Here is a 17,025-nt window from a genome sequence, read left to right as displayed (position 1 = left end):
TCTTAAGAAACCAGGCAACGAGGTTACAGGAAAACGTTCTCGGGCTTCGGAATTATCGGCCTGCCAGCACGGCAAAAAGATGGTGCATCTCTTCATCCACCTCTTCCGGCCTAAGGACTGTGTTGGCAATTTCCTGCCGCAACAGCTTTCGGAACCGCTGGCGCAGCCGGTGCACCGCGACTTTGACTGCCCCCTCCGAAAGCCGCAGTTTGCTGGCCAGAGCCGCGTAAGGTTGATGGCCGCTCTCACCGGCCAGGCACGGCTTGAGCGTCTCAAACAGTTGGGAGTCGCCTTCCGAGGCGCACTCATTTTGGAGCCGCGCCAACACCTCATCCAGCAGGGTCACCGCCCACCGCCGCTCATAGGCTTGCTCGGGAGTGAAGGCGTCGGCCGGTTCCTTGCCGTAACGTGTTTCAGCCGCATCGAGCTGCAGTGGAACCAATTGAACGCCGCCGCCGCGCTTTTGCGCGCGAGCCTTGTCCCATTCATTGGCCAGGAAATGGCTCATGGCGCTCAAGAGGAAAGTGCGAAAGCGTCCGCGCTGGGGATCGGCCTGAGTCAGCCAGCATTCCCCCAGCAGACGCGCAAAAAACTCCTGGGTCAAATCCTGCGCATCCTCTGTTGGGTAACCGCGGCGGCGCACGTAGGCGTACAGAGGATACCAATAAGTTTGGCACAGGCTGGCCAGTGCCAAAGCCGCCTGGGTGGAATCGTTGCCCCGCGCCGTCAGCACCAGTGACCAATGCGTGGTGACAAAGACCGGGCTTCGGCCTCTGACGCCGGGCGGCGCGGTTGAAGAATCCTCGTTTGACCCATCGTTCACAGCCCTGAGAATACCTTCCCAACGCCATCGTCACAATGGTCAATAGGCCAAGGGCCAACGGGCCAACAGCGCTTCCTCCTCACCAAACCGTATCCTCTACGCTGTTATAAGAATCCGTTTTGTGCGCCTGACAATGACACACTAAAACAGGTTCTAAAGCCAGCAGCCGGAACTTGGCGAAGCGCCGGCTGTAGCCTGATTTACCGTGCAGGGGTGACCTCCTTTAATTACCGTGACGCCGAAAGTTGGGCAGCCATTGCGGATTTTACAGGTGATATGTCGAAGCGGATGATTGAACAACGTTGGTTTAAGCATATTCCGGAACTTGGCCAGGGCGCCACGTTCCTGAGGAAATGGGGATTTATTGGAATCCTGATTGGCATCGGCGCCGGGCTGGGGGCCTTGGCATTAAGTTGGTCGATTCACCTGATTACTCAATCCCTTCTTGGCTCGATTGTCGGCTACACGCCGCCGCTTCCCGGCGGGGAAGGCGCCGTGAGCCATTACACGTTTCATGTGAGCCGTCCGTGGCTGCTCCCGCTGGTGACCACAGCAGCCGGTTTGGTCGGGGGACTGCTGACTTGGAAATTCGCCCCCCAGACTGCCGGCATTGGCACGAATGCGGCAATTCGCGCATTTCACAATAACGAGAAACTCAGTTTTAAAATCTCCCTCTTTAAACTGATTACGTCGGCCATCACCATTGGCGGAGGGCTGACTTCAGGACGCGAAGGCCCAATCGCTCAGATCGGGGCCACGACCGGAGCCAGTATTGCCGGCGCTCTTAAACTCACCGCGCGAGAACGCAACCTTGCCCTTGCTGCAGGATTGGGGGCCGGAATTGCCGCTATATTCAAAGCGCCGCTGGCGGGCGCGATTATTGCCGCGGAGATTTTTTATAAAGAAGATTTCGAAGTCGAAGCGCTGGTGCCAGGTCTGATAGCGTCCGTCATCGGTTACACGATTGTTGGAGGTGCTACCGGGTTTCAGCCCATTTTCGATCTGCCGATTCAAGCAACTCAATTTGACCACCCCTTGTCCCTGGTCCTCTTTGCCCTCCTGGGAGTCGGCTGCGCCCTGCTCGCTCGATTTTTGTTTGCTGTCTTTTTCCGCATTGAGAAGTTTTTCAAACGCTTCCCGTTATGGGTCGCGACCGCCATTGGCGGCGGTTGCACGGGCCTCATCGGACTCGTCTTTCCGTCGGTAATTGGAACGGGATACGGTTGGGCGCAATTTGCTATCTCTCAGAATGTGCATATGTTGCCGCCTTTATTGCTGCTTGGAGCGGCGATCGCCGAAATCGTGGGGGCGTCATTGACTCTCGGCTCCGGCAATTCAGGCGGCGTCTTCGGACCGAGCGTGGTTACGGGGGGAATGTTCGGAGGCGCCTTCGGTTACGGAGCAGCGTACCTTTTCCCATCCGTCGTGCCTTATCCCGGCATTTACGCAATTGTCGGGATGATTGCCTTTTTTGCGGCGTCAGCCAAAGCGCCGATTTCAACCATCATCATGATTTCGGAGATGACGGGTGGCTATGGCCTGTTAGCCCCGGCGATGTTCGCCGTGGTCACCGCGTTCATTCTTTCGGGAAAGAGAACGATTTTTTCCGCCCAGGTCGATAACCGCCTGGCCTCGCCGTTCCACGCCGATGAGTTCGAGCCCATCGCCCTTCGGCGAGTTAAGACCGCTGACGTGATGATCCACTTGCCGGTTTATGTCCACGCCAATGCGCCCGTGGCTGAAGCAATGACTTTGATGGGCGATTACGGTTTAGCCAGCCTGCCGGTGGTCGAAGAGAATAAGCTCTCCGGTCGCATCACGCTGCTGGCCATACACCGGCTGCCACAACAACAGCAACAATCCGTCCGTGCCAAGGACCTGCGGCTGCTTGAATCCAGCGCGGCTTATCCTGATGAAGACCTGTTTATCATCTTAAAGCGATTTGCGGCCAAAGATGTCGGCAATCTGCCTGTGGTGACGCGTAAAAATCCCGATTGCCCTATCGGGTTGATAACCCGCTCCGGGCTCTGGGCCGCTCTGGAAAGAGCCAAGGAAGCGCGCGCCAACCGACAGGCCCTCAATGCCTCGGAAACAGAACCAATCGAGGCGGATATCGAGTGACACAATAAAAGTTCAGGCTCCCGCAAAATAGGGTGAACTTTTGCCAAAGAGGGTGAAGTCCGGTCCAGCAACCGGGCGCACAATTACCTTATCTTTAATGGCTATGAATAAGACCTCACCCGTTCTCAACAAACGTCGTGCCGAACCCGCCGTCCAGCCTAATAGCAAGGGGCACAAGGCCACGCCGGCGCATTTCAAGACCCTCGATGGGAACGAAGCGGCTGCGTACGTTGCCTATCAGCTCAATGAGGTAATGGCAATTTATCCCATCACCCCCTCCTCGCCTATCGCCGAGTGGTGCGACCAATGGGCTTCCGAGGGCAAAACCAATCTCTGGGACACCATCCCGGCTATTGTCGAGATGCAAAGCGAAGGCGGCGCGGTGGGGGCTGTGCATGGCGCGCTGCAAACCGGGACCCTCAGCACCACCTTCACCGCTTCCCAAGGTCTGCTGTTGATGATCCCCAACATGTTCAAAATTGCCGGTGAACTGCTGCCGACGGTTTTCCACGTAACTGCCCGGACGGTGGCCACCCACGCCCTTTCGATCTTTGGCGATCACAGCGACGTCATGGCCTGCCGCTCGACTGGGTGGGGCATGCTCGCCGCCGCCTCCGTTCAAGAGACAATGGACTTCGCATTGATTTCCCAGGCCGCTTCGCTCCGCTCACGCATTCCCTTCGTTCATTTCTTTGACGGCTTTCGCACCTCACACGAGGTCTCGAAGATTCAGCTTCTGTCCAAGGACGATTTAGCCGCCCTGATTGATGACGAATTGATCGCTGCCCATCGCGGGCGCGCCATGACTCCCGACCGGCCAGTGCTCCGCGGCACGGCCCAAAACCCGGATGCCTTTTTCCAGGCCCGCGAGACCGTCAACCCATTCTACGCCGCCTGCGCGGACATCACCGAGAAGGTCATGAAGGAGTTTGGCGCGCGCGTGGGCCGGCACTATGAACTCTTCGAATATGTTGGCGCGCCGGATGCCGAACGCGTTTTGGTGCTGATGGGCTCCGGTTGCGAAGCAGCTCACGAGGCAGTCGAGCACCTCGCCAAACGCGGCGAGAAAATCGGTTTGGTTAAAGTCCGGTTGTACCGGCCATTCGACGGCAAACGGTTCGTCGAATCTTTGCCGGCGAGCGTTAAATCCATCGCGGTGCTGGACCGCACCAAGGAGCCGGGTGCCTCAGGCGAACCGCTCTATCAGGATGTCATCGCCGCGTTGTTCGAGGCCCAGGCCAGTGGCTGGGGCCGGCTCAAGGGTTTGCCGAAGGTCTTTGGTGGCCGCTACGGCCTGTCCTCGAAAGAATTTACACCCGCAATGGTGAAGGCCGTTTTCGACAACCTCAAGCAAGCGGCTCCCAAGAACCACTTCACCGTCGGTATCACCGACGACGTGTCTCATACCAGCCTCCCCTGGGATGAGGACTTTTCCACCGAACCGGACCACGTCATCCGGGCGATGTTCTACGGCCTGGGCGCTGATGGGACGGTGGGCGCCAACAAGAATTCGATAAAAATTATCGGTGAAGAGACTCCAAACTTTGCCCAGGGGTATTTCGTCTATGACTCGAAAAAATCCGGGTCCATGACTGTCTCCCATCTGCGCTTTGGCCCCGAGCCGATTCGCTCCACCTACCTCATCACCAAGGCCAACTTCGTTGCCTGCCATCAACCGGTGTTCCTCGAACGCTATGAAATGGCCAGGAACCTTGTCCCCGGCGGGACTCTTCTGCTCAATACGCCATTCTCCAAGGACGAAGTCTGGGCGCGATTGCCAACCCCGGTCCAGCAAACCTTGATTGATCGCAAGGCCCGCCTCTATGTCATTGACGCCACCCGCGTGGCTCGCGACAGCGGAATGGGTGGGCGCATTAATACCATCATGCAGGTGTGCTTCTTCGCGCTTTCAGGCGTTCTGCCTAAGGCTGAGGCCATTGACGCCATCAAAGAATCCATTCGCAAGACCTACGGCAGGAAGGGCGAGGAGGTCGTCCAAATGAACCTCAAGGCGGTGGATAACACACTAGCCCATCTGCACGAAGTGTCGCCCACTAGTTCGGTCAACGGGACCGGGCCCCTTCTGCCGGGCGTTACTCAAAATGCGCCGCCTTATGTCCGCACGGTGCTGGGCGCTTTGGCCGGCGGGCGCGGCGATGATCTGCCCGTCAGCGCCTTTTCATGCGACGGCACTTTCCCCACGGCTACAGCGCAGTACGAAAAGCGCAATCTGGCCCTCGAGATTCCCGTGTGGGACCCGGTGGTGTGCATCCAATGCATGAAATGCGTTGCCATCTGCCCCCATGCCACCATCCGCGCCAAGGTCTATGAACCCAAAGACCTGGCCACAGCCCCGGCTGATTTTAAATCCACCGATGCCCGCGCTCCGGAATGGAAGGGGATGAAGTGGACGTTGCAAGTTGCGGCGGAAGACTGCACCGGCTGCACCTTGTGCGTCGAGGTGTGTCCCGCTCGCAATAAGACCGAGAGCAAACTCAAGGCGATCAATATGCGCCCTCAAGCCCCATTGCGCCTGCAGGAGCGCGAGAATTGGGATTTCTTCCTCGGGCTGCCGGAGTTCGATCGGCGCAAGCTCAAACTCACCACCTTGCGCCAGCAACAGGTCATGCAACCGCTCTTCGAGTTCTCCGGGGCCTGCGCCGGCTGCGGTGAGACGCCTTATCTGAAGCTGTTGACCCAGTTATTCGGCGACCGCGCTGTCATCGCCAATGCCACCGGCTGTTCTTCAATTTATGGCGGCAATTTGCCGACGACACCTTATGCCAAAAATGCGCAGGGCAGGGGACCGACCTGGTGCAATTCCCTCTTCGAGGATAATGCCGAGTTCGGCCTCGGTTTCCGTGTCTCTATCGACAAGCAGAAGGAAATGGCCGGTGAACTTCTTCGGAAATTGGCGGGGACAATCGGGCAAGACCTGGTGGCCGGCATCCTGGAGGCCATCCAGGCCGATGAGGCCGGCATTTACGATCAACGCGAGCGAGTCGCCGCACTGAAAGCAAAACTCCACACCATCGACGGGCCTGGAGCCAAATTGCTCCTACCGCTGGCCGACCAGCTTGTACGCAAAAGTGTTTGGATAATTGGCGGGGACGGCTGGGCGTATGACATCGGTTATGGCGGCCTGGACCATGTTCTGGCCAGCGGCAGGGATGTGAACGTCCTGGTGCTCGATACCGAGGTCTATTCGAATACGGGTGGTCAATGCTCGAAATCGACCCCACGCGGCGCCGTGGCGAAGTTTGCCGCCGGCGGCAAACCAGGCGGCAAGAAAGACCTGGGTCTAATTGCCATGACATACGGGCATATCTACGTGGCCAGCGTTGCTATGGGGCATAAAGATGAACATACCCTCAAGGCATTCTTGGAAGCAGAGTCTTACCCCGGTCCCTCGCTGATCATCGCTTACAGCCATTGCATTGCCCACGGCATCGCCCTGGATGCCGGCATCGGCGCGCGCCAGCAGAAACTCGCCGTCGAGTCCGGCCAATGGCTGCTCTACCGCTTCGACCCCCGCAGAACGGATCGCGGCGAAAACCCGCTTCAGCTCGATTCACCGGCTGCCAAGGCCAAGGTGCAGGACTATTTGCTCTCCGAGAACCGATTCAAAATGCTCACCAAGAGCAAACCGGAGGATGCGCGGCGCCTCTTCACCCAGGCTCAAGCCGATGCCGACCGCCGTTGGAAACATTATCAATTCATGGCCGGGCGTGATTTGAAACCAGCCACCGCTCCGGCGGCAGCATCCAAACCCCAGGCATCCATCGATCAGCATCCATAAAACCTATGGACCTATCCACTACTTATCTCGGCCTCAAACTGCGCACCCCGCTCGTTCTGGCCGCTTCTCCGTTGTCCGAGGAGATCGACTCCATTAAACAAATGGAAGACAACGGAGCCTCGGCGGTTGTCCTCTATTCGCTTTTTGAAGAACAACTCCGGCAGGAGAGTGCCGAGCTAGCCAAGAACCTCGAACAGGGCACCTTCAGCACTCCGGAAGCCCTGACTTATTTCCCGGAGCCGGAAGAGTTCCGACTCGGACCAGACGAATACCTCAAGCACATCTCCAAGGCCAAGGCGGCGGTGGCCATTCCTGTCATAGCCAGCCTGAATTGCTCCTCGGGCGGCGGATGGACTGAGTATGCCAAGGGTGTCCAGGAGGCGGGCGCCGATGCCCTCGAACTGAACATCTACTATATCCCCACCGACGTGGAATTGACATCTACCCGCATCGAGCAGAATTACATCGCCATTGTGAAAGCCGTTAGGGCCGCCGTGAGTATCCCTGTAGCGGTCAAGCTCAGCCCCTTTTTCACCAACTTCGCCAATATGGCCAAGCGTCTCGACAAGGCAGGGGCTAATGGCTTGGTGCTCTTCAACCGGTTTTATCAGCCTGACATTGACCTCGAAACCCTGGAAATCAAACCCAACATTCTCCTGAGCACACCGATGGCCATGCGCCTGCCGCTGCGCTGGATTGCTTTGCTCTACGGCAAACTGCGGGCCAGCCTCGCCGCTACCAGCGGCATCCACCGCGCTTCGGATGTCCTCAAGATGCTCATGGCAGGGGCGGACGTGACGATGCTCTGCTCGGCCATCATCCGCCATGGCGTGCGGCAAATTGGGGTCATCGAACGCGACATGGTCGCCTGGATGGAAGAGCATGAATACACATCGGTCACTCAACTCAAAGGCAGCCTCAGCCAGAAAAACTGCGCCGACCCCAGCGCCTTCGAGCGCGCCCAATACATGCGGGCCATCTCCCGCCTGCCCGCCGCGAAGTAAGCGTCCAGGCAAAAGCAAACGCGGGATAGCAACGGGATATTGAATGCGGTCGAATTCGCGCGTCTCGCCTCCAATCGCTGGCGATATTATCACCGACAACGTTTCACGAAAATCTCCTCTCGCTATTCGCCCAGGCTCTGTTCGCGCAACCTGGCCCGGCGGTTAATGGCGGGGTGATTGAAAATCGCCGTCAACTCCGTGGGACCCAGCCCGAGGTGGCTCACGGGCTGACTCAAATCGATGGTCTTGCCCTGTCCGTCCGCGCCCGTCACCAAAAGCGTGTTCTCCGGGACTTGATCCAAAGGACGTTCCGTGCCATCGGACAACTGCTGTTTAAAAACCAGGTTGGGCGGGGCCAGCTTCACAAGAATCCCTTTTCGCAGAACACGGGATTGCCGAGGGTCTGAAAGCAATTCCATCGCTTGGGGGTCCAAATGCCGTTTGCGATTGTCCGCCAACCCGCTCACCACAGCGGGGAATTCAATATCAAAGCCGCTCGGCGAGGCCGGGTTGGCAAAAACCAGCACGTCCGGCGCCGCGCCCGGGTCCGCCTTGGGGACGTATCTCTCGTTCAGCGCCTGTTCGAGCCTCGCGTCGTCGTCGCCACCGTCCTTAAGATGAAATACCTCGCCGTCCAGTTCGACCCAATCGCGCAGCGCGCCTATTTTCCAGGCGCCGGGTTTGCGCATCAAACCCTGGTTGATCAGACTGTTGAGGCCGGGAACCGTGACAGCGACGCTCGCGACGGTCTCCTTGCCATCCAGGCACTGGATGTGCCGCTGGCCGGCCTTGTCGAGTTCGACGTGAAACCGGAATGGGTGCTCTTTTGCGGATGGCGAGGGATTCGGGGCTGCGGTGGCTTGGGCCTTTTGTTTGGCTGTTTCCAGCGCCTGGCGTTCGAGCGCCAGCCACTCATTGAAAGCCCGTTCCAATTTCTGACAGCCATCCGAGTCGTTGATGGCTACGATTTGATCAGCAATCTTTACGTGGTCGGCAGCAATCTCCAAACCGAGCGGCGTGCCGGGGAGCTTTCCCTGAACGCGCCACTTGAAAATGTCCAACTGGCTCCAGGTTTTGAGAGGCGCCAAATAAATGGCCTCTTCACCCAAAGACATCGTGAAGAGCTCGATGGTGGTGGCTCGACCGCCTATCTCGGCGGGGACCGGCGCCTTTCCGATCCTTATCTCGGGTTGCTGCTCGGGCGGCGTCGCACCGCTTGACTCGTCTCGCTCGAGTTCAAGCGCATGGCCGTTTGTCGAAGAACTGGACCCAAATCTTTCTTCAGCATTCATCAAGCCCTCCTTGTAACCTCCGGTTTCACTCCTCCCCACGATGCACGCATCAAACCAACCTCGGTTGATCGAGTTGCTCAATGGAGGTGCCGCCCTAAAAGCGCAGCAGCAACGACCCCATACAGCCTTCTGTTTCGGAAGCGAGAAAAGAAGCCAAGCAAAGAAGGACCCGATCCATGGTCAAAATCTGAAATCCAAAACGCGCACCAGCCGCAAGGACAAGCATTTTTGTCCTCGAAATTCAGGGAGACCGCCGTGCTCTTGAGCCAACTGGGACAGCTAAGCTATGCGCACTCGTAAAACCGCGCTCCTTTCAGATGGGGCAGGCATTTGCATATTTGTTGTGGGATGCACCTCTCAACCGCGCGAGTCATCCCAATTGACAAAATGCCGGTGGCGGAGCGGCTCCAAGCGATTGAGCAGCTCTGGGAGGCTCGTTCTCAGCCAGCTTTCGGCTGAGCCTGAAGTTGCGCGCGATGGAATTCTTTGGTGTCATCTTCCAGCTTTTTCAGGCACTCAGGACAAACACCATGGGTCGTGCGGACTTGGAAGCCTTCGGCGAAATACTCTTCCAGGCGCATCCATTTCTCGCCATAGCCGACCTTGCGGCACCAGGCGCAAACGCGCAGCATGCCTTCCAGATAGTGCAGGCGGTCCACCAGCCGCTTTGTCAGTGAATGCACGAAGGCCCAGATCAGAAGAATGAGAACGGTCTCCATCGCACCGGACCGCCATTTGGACATGTGAGCCTCCCCGCCAATAAGCAAGTGCGGCAAGTCCACCGCCTCATTCAGCCAAGAGAGCAGCAGGATCAAACCAAACCCGAAACTTTCATACCACAACACGCGCGACCCGTTTTTTCGAACCTTCATAACCGGCTAATCCTTTCGATCTGCAAAAAATTCTGCCCGGGTCGCGCGCCCCCGTGCAATTCACGTTGATGCCAATATGCTGCGCAATGCTTAAACCGCAAGCAAAACTCAAGTGGGTATTTTTTATCTCTCCCGCTTGACACAGGCTCCTATGCCGGCTCCCTCGCGGTGTCCCTGGGAAACTCAATCCATTCAAGGAGCCTGGCAGCGCGCAGGCCAGCGTTACCGCGATGACCTATTCCGGGTGTTCGCGGATGTGGCTCGTTATCTTCTTTTGGGTCTTTCCTGCTTTTCAATCGCCCTGAGAGGTTCTTCCGCCGAACCCCATTCACCAAAATCATTTCAATAATCAGCGCTCCTTGCCAAAGTATTGTCAATCGACTACTGTGATCGGTGTATGCGACTCATGATGTGTCCCTGTTCCATCCCTCGTTGTGCTCTCGGCTTTTTCATTTTTTCCATCCTCGCCGTTAGCTCCCCTGTTTGTTCCTCTGCCGCCCCCGCGGCGGTTTGGACCTATCATTACGACAATGCCCGGTGGGGGCAAAACACCAACGAAACAACCCTCACGCCAGCCAACGTCAATACCACCACCTTTGGCCGGCTTTTTTCCCACGCGGTGGACGGTTACGTCTATGCCGAGCCGCTCTATGTTCCGAGCGTCGCCATTCCGGCCAAAGGCGCCCACAACGTGATTTTCGTGGCCACGCAACATGACAGCGTTTATGCCTTTGATGCCGACACCGCTGCCGGATCAAATTCGGTCCCTCTCTGGCAGGTCAGCTTCACTAACGGCAATAACGTCACTTCAGTTCCCAACGGTGATGTCAACACCGGCGATATTGTGCCCGAGGTTGGCGTTACCAGCACGCCGGTCATCGATACCAATACCGGCACAATTTACGTGGTGGCCAAGACCAAGGAGGTTATCAGCGGCTCTTCGCATTACGTGCAGCGGTTGCACGCGCTCGACATCACGACTGGCGCGGAGAAGTTCGGAGGCCCGGCGGTCATTGGCGATACGATTTTTAACGGGAATTATACCTACGTTTCAGGGCCCTCGGTGGCCGGCACCGGCGACGGCAACCAAAGTGGTGTCGTTCATTTTAATGCCCTGCGGCAGATGAACCGCCCGGCGCTTCTGTTGCTCAATGGCGTGGTTTACATTGCTTTTGCCTCTCATGGGGATAACGGCCCTTATCATGGATGGGTCCTGGGTTATAGCGCATCGACGCTGCAGAATGTCGCCGTCTATAACACCTGCCCCAATGGCGGTTTAACCGGCATTTGGCAGAGCGGCAATGGCCCGGCGGTGGACAGTTCGGGCAACATCTACTTTGAAACCGGCAACGGCACCTTCAACACAAACTATGCGAACCCGAACAATTACAGTTTGGGCGACAGCTTCGTCAAAGTCTCGACCGGCAGCGGACTTCAGATGGTCGATTATTTCACCCCTTTTAACGAAACCAACCTGAACAACGGCGATACTGACCTGGGCTCAGGCGGCAATTTGGTTCTGCCGGATTCAGTGGGCGGCGCCTTGCATCCGCACTTGCTGGTGGGCTGTGGAAAGCAAGGGCTCATTTACCTGCTCGACCGGGACAACATGGGTCATTTCAATCCGCTCAATGACAGCCAGATTGTCCAGGAAGTCTCCGGGGCAATCAATGGCACGTGGAGTTCGCCTGCCTATTTTAACAATCAGATTTATTATCTCGGGAGCGGCGATGTGATGAAGGCCTTTCAGTTCTCCGGCGGATTGCTGGTGAGCACCCCCACGTCGAAAGCGTCCAATGGCTATGGTTTTCCGGGGGCGACGCCGGTCATTTCGGCCAACGGAACCGGTAATGCTATCGCTTGGGCGCTGCAAACCGATGGCTATAACAGCGGCGGTTCCAGCGTGCTTCATGCCTATAACGCTGCCAATCTGGCAACCGAACTCTACAACAGCTCGATGGCGGGCGCCCGCGACCAATTAGGCGTCGCCGTTAAATTTACCGTGCCTACTGTTGTGAATGGGAAGGTGTACGTCGGCTCGGCTTATCAGGTCGCCGCCTTTGGCCTGGCAGCCGGATGGGTCGCCACGCCCAGTATTTCTCCTAATGGTGGTGTTTTCACCAATTCCGCGACGGTCACCTTATCGAGCACTACGCCCGGCTCTTCCATCTACTTCACGCTGGACGGTTCGACCCCGACAGCGCAGTCCACCCTTTATACGGCTCCATTTGTTGTCACCAACTCCGGGGCCGTGAAGGCATTTGCTACTAAAACGGGCCTGGTTGATAGTCCCGTTGCGAGCGCGACTTTTATTGACAGCCTGGTGGTTGGGCACGGCAGCGGTTTGACGGGGCAGTATTGGTCCAATCAGCTCATGACCACCAACGGAACGCCGACTCTGGTGCGCATCGACCCGACGGTTAACTTTAATTGGGGGAGCGGTTCCCCGGACCCAAGCATCTCGGTGGACGATTTCACTGCCGTCTGGTCAGGGAAAGTTCAGCCAGAATTTTCTGAGACCTACACATTTCAGACAGTCACAGATGATGGCGTCCGGTTGTGGGTCAACGGCCAGAATATCATCAATAAATGGCAGGATCAGGGCGCCACGGCTTGGACTGGCACGATCAATCTAACGGCAGGCCATCGTTACGATATCGTCATGGCCTACTACGAACATGGCGGCAGCGCTTCGGCTACGTTGTCCTGGGCCAGCCCCTCGACAGCTCTGGCCATTATTCCTCAAACTCAACTTTACCCCTGGAGCACCAACGCACCGCCCACTGTCACCATCACCGCTCCCACCAACAGCACTCTTTTCGCGGCCCCGGCAAACATCACCATTCAGACAGCGGTTTCGGACCTGGATGGCACCGTGACAAATGTGGACTTTTATAAGAATTCCTCCTTGCTGGCGACTGCGATCACACCGCCTTATTCAGTCAGCCTGTTCAATGTGAACCCTGGTGTTTACATCCTCTCTGCTGTGGCAACCGAGAATCACGGGCTTACCGCCACTAATTCCGTCACGGTCACCGTGGATGCCCCGCCTACCGTCGCCATCACATCCCCCGCCAATAACGATGTTTTTGTGGCGCCTACAAACCTCACGCTGCGTGTGTTTGCTTCGGACGATGGGGCGATCAGCGGGGTCACTTATTGGAACGGGACCAACCGTCTGGGACAGGCCTCCTTGGCCCCTTACGACCTGGTTTGGACAAATCTGGGTGCTGGACAATACAGCCTGACGGCGCAGGCGACAGATAATGTGGGCCTAATGACCACGTCGGCTGCTGTTCAATTCACCGTGCTGCCCCCTCCAATTAAACTCATCAGCGCCAACAACAGCCTTGTGGTTTCATGGCCGGATTCAACCTCCACGAATCAGCTTGAATATACCGACAGCCTGACCCCGCCAGTCTCGTGGAGCCCGGCGACTGGAACCCAGGTTACCAGCGGTGGACAAGTGACCGTAACCATAGTTCCCTCCGTCCAACAACGGTTCTACCGGTTGGCACACTAGCGGAACTCGATAACGCCCTTGGCGTTGCGGCCCGCAATCATGTCATCGAGGGCATCGGCCAGGTTTTCGAGGGCATAGGTCCGGGTGATCAGCTCATCCAGCTTGAGCTGGCCCCTGCGGTAATATTCGAAAATCTTCGGAAAATCGCGGCCCGGCACGCAGTTGCCATAGAGAGGTGTTACGTAGGTTTTGTTCCACATAAACCAGGGCATCGGCACCGAGACGGCCTCGTTGATGCCGCTGACCTGCAGGGCCATGCCGCCATTGCGCGCCAGGCGCAGCGGGGCAAAGGCCATCGCGGGCGCCGCGGTCGCTTCGAATGCGTAATCCACGCCGCGCCCGCCTGTCATCGCTTTGACTTTCCGGGTCAGCCCCTCGAATTGAGCATCCAATGAGCCGGCGACCAGGGTGTCTGTTGCGCCAAAGCGCTTGGCCTGGTCGAGCCGGGATTGGCTCAAATCAATAGCCACGATGCGCTCGGCGCCGCTCAAGCGCGCCGCCTGAATAATGTTGAGTCCCACACCGCCGCAGCCGATAACAGCCACTGAACTCCCCGGCACAATCTTGGCCACATTAATTGCGGAGCCAAAACCGGTCATGACACCGCAACCGACGATGCACGCCGAGGTAAAGGGCACATCGGGTGGCAGCAAGGTAACGGCCGGGGCGCGCACCAGGGCCAGGCTCGAGAGGGTCCCGAGATTGAAGGACCGTTCGACCGGTCTTCCGTTCCAAAAGGTTCCTTCCGGATGGGCATGGGCGCTGGATTGTTCCATCACATAAGCGGGTCTGCTCTCTTCGCATAAGACGGCCTCGCCGCGCAGGCATTGGAAACAGGCCCCACAAGGAACCGCCCAATTCAAGACAACGGCATCCCCGGAACGGACATGCCGAACCAAAGGGCCCACGGCCCGGACCACGCCGGCCCCTTCGTGGCCCATCACCAGGGGCCTCTTCCAGTTCAACGACGCGTGGTCTGTGTGGCAAATCCCTGCTGCACGGATTTCGACGAGAACCTCGTCTTGGACAGGGTTTGCCACCTCAATGCTTTCGAGGGTGAAGCGGCCATGACCATCCGCGATGGCTGCCTGAGCGCGCATAATTGCGATTGTGCGATTAAGCCCCCTCCTGGCGGCCTGCGCTCATTTTCTTCAGGTCCTCAGCCAGGAATTGGGTGAGGTCTTTGAACTTTGAGATGTTTTGGGGGTTTATCGCCATCAAAATCTCATGGGCCTCGAGGCAGGCGCGCGTGACCTCTTCGCGGGTGGAAGAGGCCGCTTCCGGGGCCGGGGCCTCGGCGCACTTGGGCAAAGAGCCCTGATTAACCCTAAAGAGGTGAAGAACACCCAGGTTTTCCAGCAACTCCGTAATCCGCGCATTGGGATTCATCAACTCGATTTGCGGGACCGAAGCTTCCTTCGGTCCAGTCCGCATTTTGAGACCGAATCCGGCCAACACACCTAGGAAGGTGCTATCCATCAGCAGGCACTCGGAAAGGTCGAGCACGAAATAATTGTAGCCCTTTTGATGCAGCTCATTGAGCAGCGTCCTGAAATCGATGCTGGAAGAAAAATTTGCCCGGCCCTGAATCTTAATGCAGGCAAAGCGCTCTCCCACCAACACAAGCATTCGGGCTGACGGTGTGCTCATACAAGCCCGCTTCCTGCGACCTGGACCAAGGCCTGTTGCAGCACCAATGATTCATCGAGCCCGCTGGAAACCAACTGTTGGTTGCAGTTCAACAAAACTTCCATTGCCCGCACCAATTCCGCCTGGGTGTAGCGCTTGGTCTGCGGCAGGGCCTTGTACAGCACATACGGATTGATAGACAATGGATTGAGACGCCGGTCCTGCGGCATTTGCTCCGCCGGCACCCGTTCAAGTTGAGCCTTGAAGCGGCCATAATCGACATCGGGCTTCACCCAACCTTCGCGCACCATTTCTTTGAGTAGAAGCATCGCCCGAATTTTCGAGATCAGTCCATAGAGAAGGCCGATCTCCGATTTTTGCGGGTCCAGCTTTACTTCCCACAACTCCTCGTCCAGCCGGCGCAGCAAACGAGGCAAATCCCGGTCGCCCAGGGCGTCACCCAGCGCGAAGGCACGGGCCGTCTTGTTCTGCGTGCAGATGTCCATTACATCTTCTAGTCTGACCTCCTTGCGGTCGCCCACGTACAGCGCCACTTTCTCGATTTCATTATCAAGTTGGCGCGCATTGGGCCCGACCCGGCTGACCAATTCGGCTAGCGCTTCGTCGGAAACCTCCTTGCCACGGCTTCGCAACCCTCGCCTGGCCCAAACCTCCGCCTGCTCGGCCCAGTCCCGATCATCCACAGACCACCCGGCGAAACTCTCGACCTTGCCGATTTTATCGGCGGTTTTATAAAACACTTTCCGTTTGTCAGTTTTCGTGGCGCTGACGAGCAGCCGAACCGATTCCCACGAGAACTCCTTGAGTTCCTGAGCCAGGCTACTGAGGGCTTCGGTCACCGCCTGGGCGGTGGCTGCCCGCTCGTCACCCAGGAAATTGCAATTCTGCAGCCAAATAACTTTGGCGCTTCCGAAAAATGGCAGGGTCTGGATGGATTCCCTCAGGCGGCCAAGGGCCTTCAGGGCCTCGCCGCTATTCGAGACCGTGCCGTTGATGATTTCATGGTCCATTCCTCCCAGTTCCTGAGTCCACTCGAGGTAAATCTCCTTGGCCCGCCGCTTGACGGCAAACTCATCCTCCCCGCAGACCAGCAGGAAAGGAGCGGTATTCCTGGCAACGGCAGCAGGCATGTCCTACTCGGCCTCGGCGCTGCCGCTCTCATTGATGCGGTCGAGCACCTCGCTCATGTCCTCGACCTGCTCGAAGAGCGATGAGGCCACGTAAATCGGCTTCTTCTGCGCTGTCGCCAGGGCCAGGCAATCGCTTGGGCGCGCGTCGATTTCGACGATCTTCCGAGCGAGTTCGTTTTGCTGCTGCAAGATGAGGCGCGCAAAATACGTGGAATTGCGCAATTCGGTAATGACGACCCGCTCGACATTGATGCTGAAGCCCTTAAAGATGCTTTGAATGAGGTCATGCGTCAGAGGGCGCTCTTTGGGGGTTTCCCGCAGAAACATGCCGATGATGGCGCCCATGTTCGGCTCGACGTTAATGACGAATACCTTTTCGTCATTGCCCACAAACAGCGCGCACCCGCTGTTCGCCGGCAGGATTCCGCGTATTTGAACCGGCACAACATCGTTCTTCATACCCACAGTTTATTGCGCAAATCTGAAAAAACAAGTCCCGCGCCTGCAGGCCCGCAAGCAATCAATTTGGAATCGTAGAGCACCTGCGACCGTCTCCATTCTGCATCGGCTTGAACGCGTTTTGCCTTTATCTGCTCGAGATTTGCGGCGGCGCTCATTTCCCCGGCGGCGGCCTGCTCGAGCTGCGCCTTGGCCACGGCGAGGTCGGCTCCATAGACTGAGTCGTCTATTTTTGCCAACACCGCTCCTTGCTCGACTACCGAGCCGTAATCAACCGGTTTGCCTTCCGTGTCGGTTCCGAAGGACTGGATGCGGCCAGCCACCTGCGCTCCGACGTCCACTACTTCCATCG

The 17,025-nt window shown here is 57.6% G+C and carries 12 protein-coding genes; 4 read left to right on the top strand and 8 right to left on the bottom strand.

The genetic code is table 11. From position 1 onward, the window contains the following. Positions 1-52 precede the first annotated feature (52 nt). Positions 53-823, bottom strand: a complete 771-nt coding sequence (locus tag VG146_18030; protein ID HEV2394254.1) for a sigma-70 family RNA polymerase sigma factor — start codon at positions 821-823, stop codon at positions 53-55. 288 nt (positions 824-1,111) lie between these two features. Here VG146_18030 and VG146_18025 point away from each other — a divergent pair, with 288 nt between their 5' ends. From VG146_18025 to VG146_18015, 3 genes are all read left to right on the top strand, one after another. Continuing rightward, a complete protein-coding gene (locus tag VG146_18025; GenBank protein HEV2394253.1) occupies positions 1,112-2,944 on the top strand; it encodes a chloride channel protein in 1,833 nt (610 codons plus the stop codon). 103 nt (positions 2,945-3,047) lie between these two features. Beyond that, complete coding sequence (gene nifJ / locus VG146_18020; GenBank protein HEV2394252.1) at positions 3,048-6,743, top strand: pyruvate:ferredoxin (flavodoxin) oxidoreductase; 3,696 nt, start codon at positions 3,048-3,050, stop codon at positions 6,741-6,743. A 5-nt stretch (positions 6,744-6,748) separates the two neighbouring features. After that, positions 6,749-7,747, top strand: coding sequence for a dihydroorotate dehydrogenase-like protein (locus VG146_18015; GenBank protein ID HEV2394251.1), 999 nt, complete (start codon positions 6,749-6,751; stop codon positions 7,745-7,747). A 122-nt stretch (positions 7,748-7,869) separates the two neighbouring features. On the opposite strand, the gene VG146_18010 is transcribed toward VG146_18015, so the two are convergent. Together VG146_18010 and VG146_18005 are read right to left on the bottom strand one after the other, a co-directional pair. After that, a complete protein-coding gene (locus tag VG146_18010; protein HEV2394250.1) occupies positions 7,870-9,039 on the bottom strand; it encodes a hypothetical protein in 1,170 nt (389 codons plus the stop codon). Positions 9,040-9,479: 440 nt separating this feature from the next. Beyond that, positions 9,480-9,854 carry a hypothetical protein gene (locus tag VG146_18005; GenBank protein ID HEV2394249.1) on the bottom strand — a complete coding sequence of 125 codons (375 nt, stop codon included), beginning with the start codon at positions 9,852-9,854 and terminating at the stop codon, positions 9,480-9,482. Between the two features lie 454 nt (positions 9,855-10,308). Here VG146_18005 and VG146_18000 point away from each other — a divergent pair, with 454 nt between their 5' ends. Continuing rightward, complete coding sequence (locus tag VG146_18000) at positions 10,309-13,434, top strand: PA14 domain-containing protein (protein HEV2394248.1); 3,126 nt, start codon at positions 10,309-10,311, stop codon at positions 13,432-13,434. Here the strand turns inward: VG146_18000 and VG146_17995 are convergent. From VG146_17995 to VG146_17975, 5 genes are all read right to left on the bottom strand, one after another. Beyond that, a complete protein-coding gene (locus VG146_17995) occupies positions 13,431-14,534 on the bottom strand; it encodes an alcohol dehydrogenase catalytic domain-containing protein (GenBank protein ID HEV2394247.1) in 1,104 nt (367 codons plus the stop codon). The genes VG146_18000 and VG146_17995 overlap by 4 nt on opposite strands. Positions 14,535-14,550: 16 nt before the next feature. Continuing rightward, the gene (locus VG146_17990) at positions 14,551-15,084 is read right to left on the bottom strand and encodes an STAS domain-containing protein (GenBank protein ID HEV2394246.1); all 534 of its coding nucleotides are present in this window, start codon (positions 15,082-15,084) and stop codon (positions 14,551-14,553) included. Continuing rightward, positions 15,081-16,214: a DNA polymerase III subunit delta gene (holA, locus tag VG146_17985; protein ID HEV2394245.1), complete on the bottom strand. Its 1,134-nt coding sequence runs from the start codon at positions 16,212-16,214 to the stop codon at positions 15,081-15,083. The genes VG146_17990 and holA overlap by 4 nt, the downstream gene beginning before the upstream one ends. A 3-nt stretch (positions 16,215-16,217) precedes the next feature. After that, entirely contained in the window at positions 16,218-16,673 is a 456-nt protein-coding gene (locus tag VG146_17980) for a bifunctional nuclease domain-containing protein (protein ID HEV2394244.1), read from the bottom strand. Continuing rightward, positions 16,670-17,025, bottom strand: a 356-nt coding sequence (locus VG146_17975; GenBank protein ID HEV2394243.1) for a hypothetical protein, incomplete at its 5' end; no start/stop codon positions are given. The genes VG146_17975 and VG146_17980, both read right to left, overlap by 4 nt.

Source organism: Verrucomicrobiia bacterium (assembly GCA_035946615.1).
Classification (GTDB): domain Bacteria; phylum Verrucomicrobiota; class Verrucomicrobiia; order Limisphaerales; family UBA8199; genus DASYZB01.
This window is presented reverse-complemented; position numbering and strand designations above follow the sequence as displayed.